Source organism: Flintibacter sp. (genome assembly GCF_046973065.1).
Window position 1 is genome coordinate 1 of sequence record NZ_JBKVXZ010000021.1, and the last position, 17,804, is coordinate 17,804.

A 17,804-nucleotide genomic window follows, 5' to 3' on the forward strand; every position below is an offset into this window, starting at 1 on the left:
CCAGGATGGACACGTCGAAGGTGCCGCCGCCCAGGTCGTACACCATGACCTTCTGAGCGGTCTCCTTATCCACACCGTAGGCCAGAGCGGCAGCGGTGGGCTCGTTGATGATACGCTTGACCTCCAGGCCGGCGATCTTGCCGGCGTCCTTGGTGGCCTGACGCTGAGCATCGGTGAAGTAAGCGGGGACGGTGATGACGGCCTCGGAGACGGTCTGGCCCAGATAGGCCTCGGCGTCAGCCTTCAGCTTCTGAAGGATCATGGCGCTGATCTCCTGGGGAGTGTACTTCTTGCCGTCGATGTCCACCTTATAGTCGGTGCCCATCTCACGCTTGATGGAAATAACGGTGCGGTCGGGGTTGGTGATCGCCTGGCGCTTGGCCACCTGGCCTACCATACGCTCGCCGTCCTTGGAAAAAGCCACCACAGAGGGGGTGGTACGGTTGCCTTCGGCGTTGGGGATGACGACGGCGTCGCCGCCCTCCATAACCGCCACGCAGCTGTTAGTCGTACCTAAGTCAATACCAATGATCTTGGACATAATGTGTTTCCTCCTAATATATGAAAAGATTGTTGTTTACAAAATTAATTTGGTTTTATATTGTCACGCTGCGGATTGGACGCACGGCCGGGTCGCTTTCGCTCCGTCTCGGGCTGGTCTGCGGACCGCTGTGCGGTCCTCCGCTCGCCCTCGCTCCGGTCCATCCGCGCTGCTCCGCACGCCTCCGCGCTTCGTATCAGTTAGCCACCTTAACCATGGCAAACCGGATGACCTTGTCGCCCAGCTGGAAGCCGGCCTGGAACACGTCGCAGACGGTGTTCTCGCCGAAGTTCTCATCCTCCACATGCATCACGGCATTGTGCAGGTTGGGATCAAAGGTCTGGCCCAGAGCGGGGATCTCGGTGATGCCCAGCTTTTCCAGCACGGTCTTAAGCTGGGTCATGGTCATCTCCACGCCCTTCTTAAAGGCCTCGTCGGCGGTCTCCTGCTTGAGTGCCCGCTCCAGATTGTCGTACACCGGCAGGAAGGCCACAGCCGCATCCGCTTTGGCGTCGTTCCAGATGGAGTCCTTCTCCTTGGCGGTACGGCGGCGGTAGTTGTCGTATTCGGCGGCCAGGCGCAGGTATTTGTCCTCCTGCTGGGCCACCTGATCCTTCAGGGACTCCAGCTCAGTGAGGAGGGGATCGGCGCTCTCGCTCTGAGCCTCGCCCTGGGGCTGGGTCTGCTCGGCCTGGGGTTCGGTCTGAACCTCAGCCTGCTGCTCCACCGGCTCCTGCTGCTCCGGAGCGGTCTGCTCCGCCTTATTTTCTTTCTTGCTCATGAACTAATGTTCCTCCTATTCCTGGTCGTTCCCGTCGCCGGGGGGAAGTTCCCCCTTACCGAACATCCGGGTCAGGCTGTCGGCGAAATAGGACAGGCGGGCGGTCACCTTGGCGTAGTCCATCCGGGTGGGTCCTACCACCCCGATGACGCCCCGCATATTATCTCCAATGTCATAGCTGGCCATGACCACGCTGGTATCCTTCAGCGCCTCGCTGACGTTTTCCGGCCCGATGAGAATATTCATATTCTGGCCGTTCTCCATGGATACCGGCAGCTTGGACCCCTCCTGGTTTTCCGCCAGGTAGGTCATCAGAGGCTTGGCCTTGTTCAGACTGCGGTACTCAGGGTGTTCCAGCAGATGGGTGATCCCCGAAGTGTGAATGGTCTGGCGGCGCTGCTCCTGAAGCACCTCGATGGCGTACTGCACCACCATGGAGATCAGGTTGAATGCCCCGGGTGCGGAACGGGTCTCCATCTTGTCCAGAGTCTGTTCCATCTCCTCCACGGTCAGACCTACAAAGGAGCTGTTCAAAACGGTGGACAGCAGCTGCAGCTGGGTGTCGGAAAGCTCATCGGACAGGTGGATAAGCTTGTTGCGCACCACCGAGTTGTCGGTCATCACCACAGCGATAAAGGCGTTTTCCTCTACCATCAGCAGGTCGTACCGCTTTACCGTCACCCGCTGCTTGGGCTGGGCCATGGTAAAGACGGGGTAGTCGCTGATCTGGGAGAGCACCTTGCCCGCCCGGTCGATGACCCGGTCCAGCTCCTCCATTTTCAGGTTCAGCGCGTCGTTGATGCGCTGGGTCTCCTGCATGGTCAGCTGGTGCTCACCCATGAGCTCGTTGACGTAGAGCCGGTAGCCCATGGGGGACGGAATCCGTCCGGCCGAGGTGTGGGGCTGCTCCAGATAGCCCAGTTCGGTGAGGTCGGCCATCTCATTTCGTATGGTGGCGGTGGAGATGTCCAGTCCGGCCTGCTCTGCCACGGCCTTGGAACCTACCGGTTCCGCGGTGGAGATATAGATCTCAACAATGGCCCGCAGGATTCGCTTTTTTCGATTGGTCAGCTCCATACTCTCGCCTCCATTTCTCATTCTATGTTTTAGCACTCATTCTCCCTGAGTGCTAAAGATAATGTACCACCCACCTGCAAGATTGTCAATAGGTACTTTATGAATTTATTTTAAACAAAAAAAGCCCGGCATTTCTTTGCAGAAATGCCGGGATACTGCTAATTTGACTTACCGTTGTTTCCCAGTCAGATATTGAATGGCGACCCGGTACCCCTCAAAGCCCATGCCGATAAAGGACTTCTCACAGGCCATCCCCGCATAGGAGATGTGCCGGAATTCCTCCCGGGCATTTACATCGGACAGGTGGACCTCCACCGCAGGCAGACCCACCGCCTTCAGGGCGTCCAGAATGGCCACGCTGGTGTGGGTATAGGCGGCGGGGTTGATGACGATGCCGTCCATCTTCCCGTAGGCCCACTGGATCTTGTCCACAACGGCCCCCTCGTGGTTGGACTGGAACAGCTCCACCTGAGCGCCGCACTCGTCTGCCGCCTGGCGGATAAAGGCCTCCAGGGCAGCAAAGTCCTGCTTGCCATAGATATCGGGCTCCCGAATGCCCAGCATGTTCAGGTTTGGGCCGTTAATCACCAACAGCTTCATTCCATCACCCTCTTGATAATTTCGTCCACGGTGTCCTCCACCGTGCCGTTGTTGTCCACCGTCACCTGGGCCATGGCCTCATAGAGGGGAGCCCGGCGGCGGTAGAGCTCCTCCCGGGGCACGCTCTGGGAGACAGGCCGGCCATCGGTGGGCAGCTTGTCAAGGTCCCGCCGCAGCCAGACCACCACGGAATTTTCCTCCATTCTGTCCCGGTTCTCCGTCCGGGTAACGATGCCCCCTCCCGCGGAGATGACCTGGCCGGACTCCTTGGCAATCTGGGCCAAGGCCCGGTGCTCCCGAACCCGGAACCCCTCCTCCCCTTCGGTGGCAAAGATGTGTGGGATGGAGCAGCCCACCTCTTCTATGATCTTCTCGTCCACATCGGCCAGAGGGCGGCCCAGCTTTTCAGCCAGTGCCTTGCCCACCGTGGTCTTGCCGCAGCCGGGCATTCCGATAAGGAGGATGTTTTTCGTCTCCCGCTCCAGCTTGGCGGTAATGTCGGCCACCAGTTCGTCGGGCAGCTTTTTGCCCTGGAACCGCTCCGAGGCCGCTTTGGCCTGGGCCACCAGCATCCCCAGGCCGTTGCCCCAGATGAGCCCCCGGCGCTGAGCCTGGAGGAGCAGCTGGGTTTTCGAGGGGTTATAAATGAGGTCAAAGACACCCTCACACTGGGGGAACTGGTCCAAATCCACGGGGGAAACTCCGTTATTGGGGTACATACCCACGGGGGTGGCGTTGACGATGATCTGGGCGTCGGCGTGGCGGTCCAGATTCTGATAGTTATTCTCTCCGGAACGGGAGATGGTGATGATCTCCCGGGCTCCCAGCTCGGAGAGCACTGCCCGCACCGTGAGAGATGCCCCGCCGCTGCCCAGCACCAGGGCTTTCCGGCCCTCCACCTGGGCTCCGGCGGACTTTAACAGGTACAAAAACCCATCATAATCGGTGTTGTCTCCCAGCAAGGTACCGTCGGGGCGGCGGAGGATGGTGTTCACGCTGCCGATGCGCCGGGCGGCCGGGGTGAGTTCGGCACAGTACTCCATCACCGTCTTTTTATAGGGGATGGTGACGTTAAGGCCGTGAAACTCCCCCTTGCGCAGGAACTCCCCCACCTCCTCCGGCTCCAGAGGGATGAGCCGGTAGGGGTAGTTCCCCAGCAGGCTGTGGATTTTGGGGGAAAAGCTGTGGCCCAGCTTGCGGCCGATGAGCCCGCAGTCCATCAGCAGATCACCTCATTGTAAGTGCCCAGATAGCGGAAGTGCTCGCTCTCCTCCTCCAGGTCCCGGAAGATACGCTCCATCTCGGGGGCATACACGGAGCACTCCAGGTCGAAGTAGAACATGAACTCGAACTCCCGGTCAGGGAGAGGACGGCTCTCCAGCTTGCGCAGGTTGATGCCCAGGGCGTAGAACTTGGACAGTACATTGTAAAGGGCGCCAGGCTTGTGGGGCAGGGTCATCATCAGAGAGGTGCGGTCGGCCCCGGGGTAGATCTCGGGATTCTTGGAGATGCAGATGAAGCGGGTGTAGTTGTTGTCCTGGTCCTGGACGTTCTGCTCCAGGAGGTTGAGCCCATAGAGCTCGCCGCAGAAGCGGGAGGACAGGGCGGCCACGTCCCGGCGCTCCGACTGGGCCACCATCTGGGCGGCCAGGGCGGTATTCTCCACCACGGTGACCTTCACGCCCTTCAGGGTGGACAGATATCCGGCGCACTGGCTGATGGCCTGCTGGTGGGAGAAGATCTCCTTGATGTCCTCCTTTTTCACCCCGTGCTTGCACAGCAGGTTGTGGCTCACCTTCAGGCGGGCGGAGCGGACGATGGAGAAGTTGTGCTTGGTCATCAGGTCGTAGATGGCGTTGACGGAACCGGCGGTACTGTTCTCGATGGGCAGCACGCCGTACTGGCACATGCCGCTCTCCACCGCTTTGAATACGTGCTCAAAGGTATTGAAGTAGAGGACGGTAGGAGCCTTGAAGATGCTGTCGCAGGCGATCTGGGAGTAAGCACCCTCCACACCCTGGCAGGCCACGGTAGCCCGCTGGGGGAAGAGGTCGGGGGTGGTGTCCAGGGCCTTGCGGATGGTCTCATACACCTTGGAGGTCACACCGGAGCAGGCGTTCTGGTAGGAGCGTCCGGCGGCCAGGATGGTGCGGTACACCGACTGGGTGTAGTCGGCCAGCTCCTCCCCCGCCTGCTCGCCTACCTTGCCCAGCAGGGCGCGCTCCCGGCCCGCGTCCAGGGTGGGCAGGCCGTTTGCCTGCTTATAGGCGGCCACCTCTTTGGAAACCTCCATGCGCTGCTTAAACAGGTCCACCATCTGCTGGTCGATGGCGTCAATTTTCTCTCTCAGATCCTTCAGTTCTTCCATCTTCAATCACTCCTTACCTATGGGTGCAATATTCTATGACTTAATAAGGTGGCGAAACGAAGTTTCGCACAAAGCTCTTTTGCGCGCGTGAGTCAAAACCGCAGTTTCGCCTCACGCGGCAAATTTGAATTGGCTTTTCCAATTCAAATTTGTAGTGATTGCACGTGAAAGAGCACCCTGACGGTTCCCTTTCACACTATCCCTCCCTCCGAAACCTCTTGCTTCTCAGAAGCGAAACGAAGTTTCGCACCAAGCTCTTTTGCTTACTTTTCTCTCGAGAAAAGTAAGTCGGTGAGAACGAGGGCTGTGACCGCCTCTACTACGGGAACCGCCCGGGGAACGATGCAGGGGTCATGGCGGCCGGTGACCACCAGCTCCTCCACCTGCTTTTTCGACAGGCTCACCGTCTGCTGCTGCTTGGCAATGGACGGGGTGGGCTTCACAGCCAGGCGGAACACCAGGGGCATGCCGTTGGTAATGCCCCCCAAAATGCCTCCGGCGTGGTTGGTCTCGGTGACCAGCTTCCCGTCCTTCACGGTAAAGGGGTCGTTGTTCTCCGAGCCCCGCATAGTGGCCACTCCGAAACCCGCGCCAAACTCCACGCCCTTCACCGCCGGGATGCCAAACAGGGCGGCGGCCAGGCGGTTTTCCATCCCGCCGAACATGGGCTCTCCCAGTCCGGCGGGCACCCCGGTGACCAGACACTCCACAATGCCGCCCACCGAGTCGCCCTCCTCCTTGGCCTGGAGGATCACTTTCCGCATGCGCTCCCCCGCCTTCTCGTCCATGACGGGGAAGGGCGCGCGCTTCAGGGCGTCCAACGTCTCCACACTCTCCCCCATGGGGTCGAAGGGCCGGTCGGCCTCTCCGGCGATGGAGGCGATGTGGGCGGCCACCTCAATTCTCCGGCGCTTCAGTATCTGGAGGCAGATGCCGCCCGCAATGCATAGAGGAGCAGTGAGGCGGCCGGAGAAATGTCCTCCCCCCGCCACGTCCTGGAAGCCGCCGTACTTCACCTGGGCGGTAAAGTCGGCGTGGCTGGGGCGGGGTTTGTCCCGGAGTTGGGCATAGTCCTGGGAGCGGGTGTTGGTATTCTCAATGAGGGCGGCCAGGGGCGCCCCGCAGGTCACATCGTCCACCAGACCGCTGAGAAACTTGGGCAGGTCGGCCTCCTTGCGGGGGGTGGAGGTGGCGTTCTGTCCCGGAGCCCGGCGCTTTAAAAACCGCCCCAGCTCCTCCATGTCCACCCGCTCCCCGGCGGGCAGGCCGTCCACCACTACCCCAATGGCCGGGGAATGGGACTGTCCAAAGACAGACACGTGGATATGTTCACCCAGATATGAGGCCATGTATTTCTCCTCCCAACGCAGTGTAGTCCTCCCAGAACCGGGGGTAAGATTTTTTCACGCACTCGGCCCCCAGGATGGTCACCGGCTCTTTGCAGGCCACAGCGGCCACGGCGGCCATCATGGCAATGCGGTGGTCGTTGCAGCCGTCCACCGTACCGCCCTCCAGGTGGTCCAGCCCCTCCAGAATGAGGGTGTCCTCCCCCACCTGAGCCTTGGCTCCCAGGGCATTTAACGTGCGGGCGATGGTCTCCAGGCGGTCGCTCTCCTTCATGCGCAGCCGCCCGGCGTTTACAAACCGAGTAGTTCTCTTCCGCACCGCCGCCATGACGGCCAGCGGGGGCGCCAGGTCGGGGCACTGAGACAGGTCAATGTCCACATTCCCGGGCCTGGCCAGCTTCCAATAGAGGGTGCCGATCTGCCGGTCTCCCTGGACGGAATCGGGATTGAGCCCCTGTATGTCTACCTGAGCTCCCAGGAAGTTGGCGGCGTACCAGAAAGCGGCGCCCGACCAGTCGGCCTCCAGGGTCAGGTCCCGGGCCTGATAGGTCTGGTTTCCCGGCACCAGAAAGCCGTCCTCCTGCTCCTCTACCTTTATATCGAACCGGCGGAGCATATCCAGCGTCATATCCACATAACCCCGGGATTCCAGGGGTGTGGTGAGGACGATCCGGCTGTCTCCAGGCAGCAGAGGCAGGGCATAGAGCAGTCCAGTGATAAACTGGCTGGACACGTTGCCGGGAAGGGCATAGACGCCCGGCTCCAGCTGACCCGCCACAGTCAGACAGGCCCCCTCCTGGTTCCATGAAATTCCCTTCTCCTCAAACAGGCGGATGTAGGGACCTTGGGGCCGCTCCATCAGCCGTCCCCGGCCGGTAAAGTGGCCTCCACCCCGCACAGCCAGAGCCACCGGGATGAGAAAGCGCAGGGTGGAGCCCGACTCGCCGCAGTCCAGCAAAGGCAGCCCATCCGCCTGTGCGGGCTGCCCGCTTTTCAGGGCGGCTACACAGTCCTGAGTGGCCTGGATATCCTGGGAAACCGCCAGGTTGGAGAGCTTGCCCTCCCCTTGGGCCAGCATGAGGGCAAGCACCGCCCGGTGGGTCTGGGACTTGCTGGAGGGCGGGGTGACCGCTCCCTTCAGCGTTCCCGGCAGAATGGTCACATTCATGTCAGTTTCCTTTCCACATGGGGGTCAAAGCCTCCAGCAGCGCCTCCCGGGGCATGGCGTGGGGAACGGCCTTTCCCAGCTCCTCCAATACAATGAGGCGAATGTCGCTGCCGGCGTTCTTCTTGTCCAGGCCCACCGCCTCCACCAGGGTATCCCAGGTACAGGGAATGGTGAGGGGCAGCTGGTACTCCTTTAATATATTCTGGATGGTCTCGGTGGTTCCGGCGGGAGTGATGCCCATCTGTTCCCCCAGCCGGGTAGCTACACACATGCCTGCGGCCACTCCCTGGCCGTGGGTCCAGGTCTCGTAGTGGCCGGCCAGCTCAAAGGCGTGACCAATGGTGTGGCCGAAGTTGAGGACCATCCGCTCGCCGGTGTCCCGCTCATCGTTGAGAACCACCTTGCGCTTGATGTCGCAGCAGGTGTGGATGACCTCCTCGATGTGCTCCATCACGCCCTCTCGTCCGCCCCAGGCGGCCAGCTTGTCAAAGAAAGCCTGGTCCCGGATACAGCCGTACTTGATGACCTCGGCCATACCATCGGAGAAGGTACGGTCAGTGAGGGTGGTGAGCACTTCCGGGTCAATGAGCACACCCTTGGGCTGCCAGAAGGCCCCGGCCAGGTTCTTGCCTGCGTGCAGGTCGATGGCCACCTTGCCGCCCACAGAGGAGTCCACCTGAGCCAGGAGGGTGGTGGGGATCTGGATGTAATCTACACCCCGCAGCACGGTGGCGGCGGCAAAGCCCGCCAGGTCGCCCACCACGCCGCCGCCCAGGGCGACCACGGCGTCGGTGCGGGTCAGGCGGGCGGCCATCATGGCCTCCCACAGCTCCTGGAGCCGCTCCACGCACTTGCTCTCTTCCCCGGCGGGAACCGTGTGGAGCACAGCGGTAAAGCCGGCCTTCTCCAGGCTGTCCAGCACCCTTTGTGCGTAGAGGGGACCTACCGTGCTGTCGGTAACCACAAAGAGGGCCTTGGCCCGGGGCAGCACCGCCTTGCACCGCTCGCCTACCTTATCCAGAAGGCCACGCTCAATTTCAATGTCGTAGGCCCGCCCAGGCAGGTCTACCGTCAGGATTTTACTCATTGTCCATCCACCTTCTCTTTGCAGATCCGGCCCTCCGCCAGGAGGGTACAAAGCCGGTCGCCGTTGCCCTGCTCCAGAGCTTCCCGGTACTCCTGAAGACTGCTGATCATCTGGTCCAGCTCCTGGAGCAGGAAGGTCCGGTTCTCCAGAAACAGGTCGGTCCACATGTGCTCGTTGAGCCAGGCCACCCGGGTCAAATCCATGTAGCTGCCCGCCGAGTAGCCCTTGTGCATCTGGGCTCGGGGGCTTTTGACATAGGCGTTGGAGATGACGTGGCACATCTGGGAGGTATAGGCGATCATCTCGTCGTGGTGCTCCGCGGTGGTCACCGTCAGGTGGGCAAAGCCGGCGGGGGTGAGGAGCTTTTTCACCCGGTCCAGCAGTAAAATATCGTCGGCCTGGGGTGGGACCACTACCATAGGCGCCCCGTCAAACATATCCGCCTTGCTGTTGGCAAAGCCGGAGAACTGGGTGCCCGCCATGGGGTGGCCGCCCACAAAGGTGAAGCCATACTGCTCCGCCAGGCGGAAGCCCACCTTGCAAACCTCCTGCTTGACGCCGCAGCAGTCCATCACCAAAGTGGTGCCGGGGATGTAAGGAGCCATGCGCTCCAGATACTCCATGGTCACCTCGGGGTACAGGGCCACCAGCAGCAGCTCGCACTCCCCGATGGTGTTCTCGTCCAGGTCGCCCGCCAGCACCCCCTGGAGCTTGGCAAAGTCCTGGACGACCCGGTTTCCGTCGTAGCCGTAGACGGTGGCGCCGCTGCGCTCGTAGGCCTTGGCCAGGGAGCCTCCGATGAGGCCCAGACCTGCAATTCCAACTACCATGCCTGCCTCCTTACTCCTCGCTCAGGGCGGCGGCACGCACCCGGCGCACCGCCTTGGCCACGTCCTCAAACTGCTCGGGCCGCAGGGACTGGGCGCCGTCGCACAGGGCGTGGGGCGGATCGTTGTGGACCTCGATGATGAGGCCGTCGGCGCCGCAGGCGGCGGCCGCCATGGCCATGGGCTTGACATACCGGGCCACGCCGGTGGCGTGGCTGGGGTCCACCACCACGGGCAGATGGGTGAGCTCATGGAGAACGGTAACGGCGGACAGATCCAGGGTGTTGCGGGTGGCAGTCTCAAAGGTACGGATGCCCCGCTCGCAGAGGATAACGTTCTCGTTGCCGCCGGCCATGATGTACTCCGCGCTCATCAGCAGCTCCTTGAGGGTGTTGGCCAGGCCGCGCTTGATGAGGATGGGTTTTCTTGTCTTTCCCAGCTCCTTCAAAAGCTCAAAGTTCTGCATATTCCGGGCGCCCACCTGGATGACATCCACGTCCTCGAAGAGAGGCAGGTGGTTGGCGTTCATGATCTCGGTGACGATGGGCAGTCCGGTCTCCCGCTTGGCCTCCAGCAGCAGCTCGATGCCGTCGGCCTTCAGGCCCTGGAAGTCATAGGGGGAGGTGCGGGGCTTGAACGCACCGCCCCGGAGCATAGTGGCTCCGGCGGCCTTGACGCTCTTGGCCACCGAAATGATCTGCTCCTCGCTCTCCACGGAACAGGGCCCGGCGATCAGGGCGAAGTTTCCGTGGCCCACTTTCAGCTTCTGCTCGCCAACTTCGATGATGGAGTCCTTGGGATGGAACTTCCGGTTGGCACTTTTAAACGGCTCAGAAATATGCTTGACCCCCTCTACAATATCCAGTCCGGTGATCAGGTCGTCATCCAGCTTGCTGATGTCGCCGATGACGCCGATGATGGTGGCGTAGTCTCCCTTGGAAACGTGGGTACGCAGGTTCTGGGCCTCGATCCACTGGATCAGATCCCGTACCCGCTCTTCCTTGGCGTCCTGTTTTACAATGATAATCATAGCTGTTCTCCTCCTTGCTTCACCGGGCAAATGAAAAAGCCTGCGGTGAAGTGTCATTCACCGCAGGCCTAAAACTTCCCTATTCCCCGCTTACGCGAAACTGGGGAGCCCATTGTTTGCAGCAAAAAACACTCTTACCTTTTTGAACCAAAAGCCAAAAAAGTAAAAGTAGCCAAAAAAGTAAGCCGCAAACTGCTTCATCATGAAATTTGGCTCCTTTCCTCGTTCTCGCGTTGGGTTGTTTTTATGGTAGCACCGGCTTTTCTCCCTGTCAATCATAAAACAATAGGATATTTTCACAAAATTATATTCTTGCCAAGCCTCATGCTTTTGTTATTTTGCCGCCATTTCCAGACATAAAAACCCCCGGGTCTTGCCAGACCCGGGGTAAAAGAGAGGGGAGAGGAAAACCGATGAGAAATCGGTAGAACGTAATATTACCAGCTGTATCCGCTGAAGGGCCAGCCATAGGAGCCGCCGGACTGCTGCTGTTGCTGTTGCTGCTGATTGGACTCCTGCTGGACCTGATTGGCAGCCTCAGTCTGCTCATTCTTCTCGTCGAAGGTAATGGAGAGGGTGATCTTATCGCTGCCCCGCAGAACCGTCAGAGTGGCGGTGTCGCCGGCCTTGTAGTTGCTGGACAGGGCGGCAGTGAGGGCGGAGCTGGAGTCGATGGCGGTTTCGTCAATGGCGGTGATGATATCGCCCTGCTGCAGGCCAGCCTTCTGGGCGCAGGATCCGTCCGCCACGCTCTCCACATAGGCGCCGGCGCTGATGCCGTAGCGCTGCGCGTACTCAGGCACGGAGGAGACCTGAACACCCATATAGGGCTTGCCGGTAACGTAGCCGTGCTCGATGAGATCTTCGATGATATCCTTGACATCGTTGATGGGAATAGCGAAGCCCAGACCCTCAGCAGACACACCGGAGGAGGACTCGGTCATCTTGGCGGAAACCACACCCACCACATTGCCGTAGCTGTCAAACAGGGGGCCGCCGGAGTTGCCGGGGTTGATGGCACAGTTGGTCTGCAGCACGTTGAGGGTGGTAGAAACGGTGTTGCCGTTGGCATCCTGGCTGGAGGTGGTGATGAGCCGGTCCAGAGCGGAGACGATGCCGTCGGTAAGGGTATAGGTCAGCTCGCCCAGGGGGTTGCCGATGGCGTAGACGCTTTCGCCCACCACCAGCTGGCTGCTGTTGCCCAGGGTGACGTGCTGCAGGCCGGTGGCATCGATTTTCAGCACAGCAATGTCGTTATCCTGCTCGCCGCCCACCAGCTGGGCGGTGTACTTGGTGCCGTCGGCAAAGGAGACCTCAATACTGACGGAGGAATCGTTGGCTGCGTCCTCAATGACATGGTAGTTGGTGACGATGTAGCCATCCTGGGTCAGCACAAAGCCGGAACCGGTAGCGGCAGAGGTGGTGGTCTGGCCGAAGATATTCACCGTGGTGTTCACAGTAATGCCCACGCAGGAGGCCAGGTTGGCCGCGTAGAGCTGCTCGGGAGTCATAGGCTCCCCGTTATTGTTGTTGACCATCGTCTGTACGGTGGGGCGATTTCCCTCATAGATCACGGTTCCGCCCCGGCTCAAATTCTGATACAGGGCTGCACCGCCCACGCCGGCGCCGCCGCCCACGATGGCACAGGCCAGCACCAGGGCTACGACCTTCTTGGAAAAACCTCTGCCCGGCTTCTTCCGGTTCTCGGGTCCTTCCGGATTGGGAACCGCGGGGGTGGGATCAACATATTCTCCAAAGCTTCCCCGGTAGCCGTCATTCTCGCTATTATAAAAGTTGAACTCGTTGTTTTCCATAACTGCTTCACTCCTCTATGGTCTCTTAGAGGTCCTCCTCCGTTCGACTGGGGCAAGTATAAAGGAAAAATATGAAGAAACCATGAAGAAAAAGCATGCGTTTTTTGAATTTTCCCAAAACAAATTTTGACAGCTTATCCAGCTATTCGCTCTCGGGGCGCTCCCGCAAAATGGCGATCACATCCTCCACAGCAGCCTCCGCGTCTGCCCGAACCCCGTCAAACAGGCCCAATTTCACCAGATTCAGGGCAATCAGCAGGACAGTTGGGCCAAAAATCATCCCCAGCACGCCGCCCAGACGCATACCTACATAGATGCTCACCAGGGACAAAATGGGAGACAGACCGGTCTGGTCGCCCACAAATTTGGGCTCGCCCACCCGGCGAAACAGGGCGATCAGTCCCCAGATCACCATCAGACGGATGGCGCCCCCCAGATTTCCGGTAAACAGGTCAATGACCGCCCAGGGCACCATGACGGTCCCGGCGCCGATGATGGGGATAAAGTCCATCACCGCCAGCACCAGGGCCAACAGCAGGCCGTAGGGCTGATGGATGAGAAAGAAGCCGCCCAGCAGGATAAAGAACACACCCACCGACAGGAGAAACTCTGCCTTCAGATATCCTCCGAAGGCCGCCAGGGCAGTATCCCGCACCTGGATCAGAAAGGCCAGCAGCCGCCGGTCGGTGCGCCGGGCCGCTGCGGTGCGCAGGTCGGGGTAGTCAGCGGTGAGCAGATAGGAGGCCATAATATAGATGATCAGCGCCAGGCCAAAGGAGGGCAGGCTCAGTGCCTTATCCTTGGCATAGTTCACCAGCCCCTCCAGCATCCCTGGCAGGGTGTTTTTCAGCCACTCCAGCACGCTGTCCCACACCGAATCTACCGTCTCGTTGAGAGCCGGAGGCACCAGGTCCCAGAAGCGAGCAAAAATCTGCTCCAGCTGCTGGAAGATCCCTTCCAGATTGGCCAGCAGGTCGTCCCAGCTCTGCACCAGGGAGATCAGCTGGGCTCCAGCGGCATAAATGAGGCCGCCCAACGCCGCGCCCATCAGCCCGAACAGTAGCACCAGCACCAGCAGCGACCATAGCTTTCGGGAGCCTCCCAGAGTGCTCCTCAGCCACCGCACCACCGGATGGAGAATGGCGGCGGTGATGAGGGCGGCCACAAAGGGGGCCAGCAGGGACAGCAGAGGCAGCCCCACCTTCCACAGCAGCCACAGTCCCGCCAGCAGCAGCACCAGCCGAATGCCGATCCGGAACCACAGTCTTCCTCTGGCCCGCCAGGTCAGCTTTTGTTCTTTCATCTCATGTCACTCCTTGTTTCCACGCCAAAATGGACACAGCGGCCCCGCACCGGAGTTTCCGGAGCGGGGCCGCAAAGAAGATCACTGTTCCCGGTATACCACACCGATGAGGTTGGGACCGGCATTGATGGCGATGACGCCGCCGATAGGATAGACCATATCGGCAGGAGCGCCGAACTCCTCCTCGCAGGCCCGAATCAGAGCATCGGCCATGGGGGCGTTGTCCGCCTTGATGACCATGTAGTGGCTGGCCGCCTGACGGGTCTTGCGGCAGCGCTCCATAATGGCGGGGATGATGTTTTTCTCTCCACGTACCTTGGAGAGGATCTTGGACTCGCCGTTTTCAAAAGTCATGATGGGCTTGAGTCCCAGGGCGTCGCCCACAAAGGCGGCGGCCGCCGACACACGGCCCGACTTCTTGGCAAAGCGCAGGTCCAGCGGGGCAAAGAGCACCCGCACGTGGTCCAGCCAGTCCTGAATATAGGCCACTACCTTGTCCGGATCGGTGCCCACCGCAGCCATCTTGGCTCCCTGAACCACAGCCCAGCCGTAGGTCATGGTGTAGTTGCGGGAGTCGATGATGGTGATCTGGAAATTCTCCCGGGCCTCGGGATGCTCCTCATAAAACTCCTCCCGGGCCTGGACGGCGTTCTGATGGGTGGCCGATCCCTTGGAGTTGATGGAGGTATAGATGAGGTGGGTATAGCCGTTATCGTAAGCCTGCTCAAAGCACTGCTCAAAGACATAGGGATTGAGCTGGGCATGGGTGGGGATCTGCGGGGCGCTGAGCAGCATCCCGTAAAACTCCTCCGGAGTAAAATCGTAGCCGTCTTCATACTCCTTGTCCCCCATGGCGATGGGGAAGGGGAGCACCTGAATATCCAGCTCCTCCCGCAGGGCGCGGGGGATGTCGGCGGCAGAATCGGTAACCATTTTTACGTAAGCCATAGCGGCCTCCTAAATCAAAATCTTATGTGTCCTCGCGACAGCCTTGCATAGGGGCTGTCTGGGGCCATTATTGCAGAAAGGGCAAGGCTTGTCAAGAAAAGGGAGTCAATCTTTGCGTTTTTCTAATTTGACCCGGGAGCCGTCCGGCTTCTGCAGCCAGGTGTTGTTCAGCTGTCCCTCCAGGTTGGCCTTCACCGAGTCGATATAGGCCCGGCGCAGCTTGCCCCGCTCCTCTTTCTCCTCCTCGGTCAGTTCCCGCTTCTTGGCCAGCCGGGCCAGCTCATTGATGCGGTCAATGTCCTTTTGCTCCATGGTTTTCCTCCTTCCGCCCGGACGCCAGCCGGTCCAGGCGCTGCATCAAAAATTGGGCGCACAGCCCGGTAAACAGTCCTGCCCCCGCTCCGGCGATCACCAGGTAGGGCAGGTAGGCCAGCACCGCCCAGGTCTTCATCACCCCGGCGGCCACCAGCAGCTGGCCCAGGTTGTGGCAGATGGCGGTCAGGGGGCTGCACAGCCACAGCTGCTTCACGGTGAGCAGGCGGCGCAGCCCCACCATGGCCAGCCAGCACAGAAGTCCGCCGCCCAGGCTGTACAGCAGGGTCATCATCTGTCCGGAGAACACCGCGCCCAGAAACACCCGGCTCACCAGCACCAGCAGGGCGTCTCCCGCCCCCAGGGCAAAGACGGTGTACACCGTTACGATATTGGCAAGGCCCAGCTTGACCCCCGGGATAGGCACCGCCACCGGGATCTGGGCCTCCACCATAAAGATGGTCAGGGCAATGGCGGTGAGCAGAGCCAGCCGGGTCACCCGCCGCGCCCCTTTAACCGGCCGCTGCGTCAACCTGGCTCCCTCCTCCCGTGATCTGGATGATGACCTGATTGGGCAGGCAGACGATGGGCTCGCTGCCGTCGCCGATCCACCCCTGGTGGACACAGATCTGGTCCGGGCAGGAGGCCTCACTGATGCAGATGCGCCCCGGCTCCACCTGCACGGTATTGAGCGCCCCGTTCTCCCCCTCGATGACAAAGGAGTAGGGCTCCTTCACCTGGGTCAGGTCGATCTCCCGGAGCACCTGCCCCTTCTGGGTGATCTTGGCGATCTGGGCCTCCTTGGGGTTCAGCTTGCGCCATACCAGCACGCCCGCCGACAAAAGCACCACGGCCGCCAGCACGCCGGCAAGGATCTTGGTCTGTTTGTTCATCGGTGGATCACCGTCACTTCCCGGTCCTGGTAGCCGTCAGCCAGGGTAAAGTGCTCCTCCAGGCCTTCGGTCACCGCGATGGTACCGTCCTGGGAGACAAAGATGGCCTCAAAGTCCAGCTCCGGGTGGTCCTTCCAGAACTGGGCGCCCTTCTCCTCCCCCATGACGAATAAGGCGGTGGACAGAGCGTCACACACCGTCCCGTCGGAGCCTACAATGCTCACCGAGTCCACCCCGCTGTCGGCGGGAGCGGCGGTGGCAGGGTCCATGATGTGGCAGTAGGTCTGGCCGTCCTGCTCAAAGTAGCGCTGGTAATCTCCGGAGGTAACCACCGCCTGGTCAGCCACCTCCACAATGGCCAGATAGCCCCCCTCCTGGGAGTTGGGGTCCTGGATGCCTACCCGCCAGCGGGAGCCGTCCGGCTTGGTCCCCACCGTCTGAATGTTGCCTCCCAGCTCCAGCAGAGCGGAGGTCACCCCTAGCTCCTTCAGGTCCTGAGAGAGCACCTCCCCCAGGCGGCCCTTGGCCACGGCGCCCAGGTCCAGGGACATGCCGCCCGGCAGACGGGCCTGGCCGGTCTGCTCATCCAGCTCCACCTGGGTGTAGTCGATGGTCCCCACCAGCTGCTCCAGCTCTGTCTCATCAGGCACCCGGTACGCCCCGGTGGGAAAGCCCCAGGCCTGCACGGCGGAGTATGCAGTGAGATCCAGCGCTCCGTCGGTGAGGGCACACAGCTCCAGACCGCGGCTCAAAATCTCCCGGGTATCCTCAGACAGCTCCACCCAGTTTCCGCCGCTGTGGTTCAGCGCCCAGATTTCGCTCGTTTCATCGGTGGCCGACCACAGCTTTTCCAGCTTCTGAATGGTCTGCTCCGCCTGATCCAGCCCCTGCTGGGCCTGATCGCCGTAGACGGTGAGCAGCATCACCGTATCCATGGCAAATACCTGGCTGCTCTGGGAGGAAACTTCCTTCTCTCCCCCGCAGCCCGTCAGCACCGCTCCCGCCGCCAGCACGCCGGCCAGCAGCAAACTCAGCCGCCCCTTCACAGCAGCTCCCGGTACATGGCCGCCGCGTCGGCCTTGCCCACGTTGTCGGCCACCAGCAGCACCTCTACCTTTACCACCCGCTCGCCAAAGCGCAGCTCCAGCACGTCTCCGGCCTTTACGTCGTAGCTGGCCTTCACCGGCCGGCCGTTGGCGGTGACCCGCTGGTTGTCGCAGGCCTCATTGGCCACCGTGCGCCGCTTGATGAGCCGGGATACCTTCAGCCATTTATCCAGTCGCATTGCATTGTCCTTTCCAAAGCAAAAGATAATTTCCAAGAAAAAGGGGCGCCGCCTTCCGCGGCGCCCCCAAGGGTCAGCGTTGCAGTGCTTCAGCCCGCCACCGCGTCCTTCAGAGCCTTGCCGGCCTTGAAGACAGGGGTCTTGGTCTGGGGGATCTCGATCTCGGTGCCGGTCTTGGGATTGCGGCCCACCCGAGCAGCGCGGGTCTTCACCTCAAAGGAGCCAAAGCCCACCAGCTGCACCTTCTCCTCCCGGGTCAGCGCTTCGGCAATGGCCTCCACGGTGGCAGTAATGGCAGCCTCAGCGTCCTTCTTGGACAGCTGGGTCTTATCGGCCACGGCGTTGATGAGTTCGGTCTTGTTCATAGCGTGTCTCCTCCTAAGAATTTGCGCGGCCTTGGGAAAGGCCTGTCCTTTGCGTGGGG

20 protein-coding genes are annotated in these 17,804 nt (G+C 60.9%); all 20 read right to left on the bottom strand.

Annotated features, from left to right (window positions below):
* The coding region (locus ACLTXB_RS09060) for an Hsp70 family protein (protein ID WP_428226732.1) at positions 1-541 on the bottom strand (541 nt) is incomplete at its 3' end.
* A 196-nt stretch (positions 542-737) separates the two neighbouring features.
* The gene (grpE, locus tag ACLTXB_RS09065; protein WP_008981302.1) at positions 738-1,322 is read right to left on the bottom strand and encodes a nucleotide exchange factor GrpE; all 585 of its coding nucleotides are present in this window, start codon (positions 1,320-1,322) and stop codon (positions 738-740) included.
* A 15-nt stretch (positions 1,323-1,337) separates the two neighbouring features.
* A complete protein-coding gene (gene hrcA / locus ACLTXB_RS09070; protein WP_428226733.1) occupies positions 1,338-2,399 on the bottom strand; it encodes a heat-inducible transcriptional repressor HrcA in 1,062 nt (353 codons plus the stop codon).
* Between the two features lie 168 nt (positions 2,400-2,567).
* Entirely contained in the window at positions 2,568-2,999 is a 432-nt protein-coding gene (aroQ, locus tag ACLTXB_RS09075) for a type II 3-dehydroquinate dehydratase (protein ID WP_428226734.1), read from the bottom strand.
* Positions 2,996-4,219: a shikimate kinase gene (locus ACLTXB_RS09080; RefSeq protein WP_428226735.1), complete on the bottom strand. Its 1,224-nt coding sequence runs from the start codon at positions 4,217-4,219 to the stop codon at positions 2,996-2,998. The genes aroQ and ACLTXB_RS09080 overlap by 4 nt, the downstream gene beginning before the upstream one ends.
* A complete protein-coding gene (gene pheA, locus ACLTXB_RS09085) occupies positions 4,219-5,367 on the bottom strand; it encodes a prephenate dehydratase (protein ID WP_428226736.1) in 1,149 nt (382 codons plus the stop codon). The genes ACLTXB_RS09080 and pheA overlap by 1 nt, the downstream gene beginning before the upstream one ends.
* Positions 5,368-5,630: 263 nt before the next feature.
* A complete protein-coding gene (gene aroC, locus ACLTXB_RS09090; RefSeq protein ID WP_428226737.1) occupies positions 5,631-6,716 on the bottom strand; it encodes a chorismate synthase in 1,086 nt (361 codons plus the stop codon).
* A complete protein-coding gene (locus ACLTXB_RS09095) occupies positions 6,697-7,881 on the bottom strand; it encodes a 3-phosphoshikimate 1-carboxyvinyltransferase (RefSeq protein ID WP_428226738.1) in 1,185 nt (394 codons plus the stop codon). The genes aroC and ACLTXB_RS09095 overlap by 20 nt, the downstream gene beginning before the upstream one ends.
* A 1-nt stretch (position 7,882) precedes the next feature.
* Positions 7,883-8,968, bottom strand: a complete 1,086-nt coding sequence (aroB, locus tag ACLTXB_RS09100; RefSeq protein ID WP_428226739.1) for a 3-dehydroquinate synthase — start codon at positions 8,966-8,968, stop codon at positions 7,883-7,885.
* Positions 8,965-9,798, bottom strand: a complete 834-nt coding sequence (locus tag ACLTXB_RS09105) for a prephenate dehydrogenase (protein ID WP_008981294.1) — start codon at positions 9,796-9,798, stop codon at positions 8,965-8,967. The genes aroB and ACLTXB_RS09105 overlap by 4 nt, the downstream gene beginning before the upstream one ends.
* A 10-nt stretch (positions 9,799-9,808) precedes the next feature.
* Positions 9,809-10,825, bottom strand: a complete 1,017-nt coding sequence (gene aroF / locus ACLTXB_RS09110; protein ID WP_020989816.1) for a 3-deoxy-7-phosphoheptulonate synthase — start codon at positions 10,823-10,825, stop codon at positions 9,809-9,811.
* 437 nt (positions 10,826-11,262) lie between these two features.
* Complete coding sequence (locus ACLTXB_RS09115) at positions 11,263-12,639, bottom strand: S1C family serine protease (RefSeq protein WP_428226740.1); 1,377 nt, start codon at positions 12,637-12,639, stop codon at positions 11,263-11,265.
* Positions 12,640-12,781: 142 nt separating this feature from the next.
* Positions 12,782-13,942 (bottom strand): sporulation integral membrane protein YtvI, encoded by a 1,161-nt coding sequence (gene ytvI / locus ACLTXB_RS09120; RefSeq protein ID WP_428226741.1) that lies wholly within the window; start codon positions 13,940-13,942, stop codon positions 12,782-12,784.
* Positions 13,943-14,023: 81 nt separating this feature from the next.
* The gene (locus ACLTXB_RS09125; RefSeq protein WP_428226742.1) at positions 14,024-14,890 is read right to left on the bottom strand and encodes a DegV family protein; all 867 of its coding nucleotides are present in this window, start codon (positions 14,888-14,890) and stop codon (positions 14,024-14,026) included.
* A gap of 105 nt (positions 14,891-14,995) precedes the next feature.
* The gene (locus tag ACLTXB_RS09130; protein WP_428226743.1) at positions 14,996-15,202 is read right to left on the bottom strand and encodes a DUF896 domain-containing protein; all 207 of its coding nucleotides are present in this window, start codon (positions 15,200-15,202) and stop codon (positions 14,996-14,998) included.
* Positions 15,183-15,734 (bottom strand): Gx transporter family protein, encoded by a 552-nt coding sequence (locus ACLTXB_RS09135; RefSeq protein ID WP_428226744.1) that lies wholly within the window; start codon positions 15,732-15,734, stop codon positions 15,183-15,185. Before ACLTXB_RS09135 ends, ACLTXB_RS09130 begins: the two co-directional genes overlap by 20 nt.
* Positions 15,715-16,095, bottom strand: a complete 381-nt coding sequence (locus tag ACLTXB_RS09140) for a NusG domain II-containing protein (RefSeq protein WP_428226745.1) — start codon at positions 16,093-16,095, stop codon at positions 15,715-15,717. Before ACLTXB_RS09140 ends, ACLTXB_RS09135 begins: the two co-directional genes overlap by 20 nt.
* Positions 16,092-17,141 carry an FAD:protein FMN transferase gene (locus ACLTXB_RS09145; RefSeq protein ID WP_428226746.1) on the bottom strand — a complete coding sequence of 350 codons (1,050 nt, stop codon included), beginning with the start codon at positions 17,139-17,141 and terminating at the stop codon, positions 16,092-16,094. Before ACLTXB_RS09145 ends, ACLTXB_RS09140 begins: the two co-directional genes overlap by 4 nt.
* Positions 17,138-17,380 (bottom strand): RNA-binding S4 domain-containing protein, encoded by a 243-nt coding sequence (locus ACLTXB_RS09150; protein ID WP_008981285.1) that lies wholly within the window; start codon positions 17,378-17,380, stop codon positions 17,138-17,140. The genes ACLTXB_RS09145 and ACLTXB_RS09150 overlap by 4 nt, the downstream gene beginning before the upstream one ends.
* Positions 17,381-17,469: 89 nt before the next feature.
* Positions 17,470-17,766 (bottom strand): HU family DNA-binding protein, encoded by a 297-nt coding sequence (locus ACLTXB_RS09155; RefSeq protein WP_289519162.1) that lies wholly within the window; start codon positions 17,764-17,766, stop codon positions 17,470-17,472.
* Positions 17,767-17,804: the final 38 nt, after the last annotated feature.

Bases quoted from the DNA above. Each gene is read 5' to 3' on its own strand.
- ACLTXB_RS09095 (WP_428226738.1), bottom strand. From the start codon at position 7,881: ATGAATGTGACCATTCTGCCGGGAACGCTGAAGGGAGCGGTCACCCCG.
- ACLTXB_RS09150 (WP_008981285.1), bottom strand. From the start codon at position 17,380: ATGCGACTGGATAAATGGCTGAAGGTATCCCGGCTCATCAAGCGGCGC.
- ACLTXB_RS09080 (WP_428226735.1), bottom strand. From the start codon at position 4,219: ATGGACTGCGGGCTCATCGGCCGCAAGCTGGGCCACAGCTTTTCCCCC.
- pheA (WP_428226736.1), bottom strand. From the start codon at position 5,367: ATGGAAGAACTGAAGGATCTGAGAGAGAAAATTGACGCCATCGACCAG.
- ACLTXB_RS09140 (WP_428226745.1), bottom strand. From the start codon at position 16,095: ATGAACAAACAGACCAAGATCCTTGCCGGCGTGCTGGCGGCCGTGGTG.
- ACLTXB_RS09115 (WP_428226740.1), bottom strand. From the start codon at position 12,639: ATGGAAAACAACGAGTTCAACTTTTATAATAGCGAGAATGACGGCTAC.
- ACLTXB_RS09105 (WP_008981294.1), bottom strand. From the start codon at position 9,798: ATGGTAGTTGGAATTGCAGGTCTGGGCCTCATCGGAGGCTCCCTGGCC.
- ytvI (WP_428226741.1), bottom strand. From the start codon at position 13,942: ATGAAAGAACAAAAGCTGACCTGGCGGGCCAGAGGAAGACTGTGGTTC.
- aroF (WP_020989816.1), bottom strand. From the start codon at position 10,825: ATGATTATCATTGTAAAACAGGACGCCAAGGAAGAGCGGGTACGGGAT.
- aroQ (WP_428226734.1), bottom strand. From the start codon at position 2,999: ATGAAGCTGTTGGTGATTAACGGCCCAAACCTGAACATGCTGGGCATT.
- ACLTXB_RS09130 (WP_428226743.1), bottom strand. From the start codon at position 15,202: ATGGAGCAAAAGGACATTGACCGCATCAATGAGCTGGCCCGGCTGGCC.
- ACLTXB_RS09125 (WP_428226742.1), bottom strand. From the start codon at position 14,890: ATGGCTTACGTAAAAATGGTTACCGATTCTGCCGCCGACATCCCCCGC.
- aroB (WP_428226739.1), bottom strand. From the start codon at position 8,968: ATGAGTAAAATCCTGACGGTAGACCTGCCTGGGCGGGCCTACGACATT.
- hrcA (WP_428226733.1), bottom strand. From the start codon at position 2,399: ATGGAGCTGACCAATCGAAAAAAGCGAATCCTGCGGGCCATTGTTGAG.
- aroC (WP_428226737.1), bottom strand. From the start codon at position 6,716: ATGGCCTCATATCTGGGTGAACATATCCACGTGTCTGTCTTTGGACAG.
- grpE (WP_008981302.1), bottom strand. From the start codon at position 1,322: ATGAGCAAGAAAGAAAATAAGGCGGAGCAGACCGCTCCGGAGCAGCAG.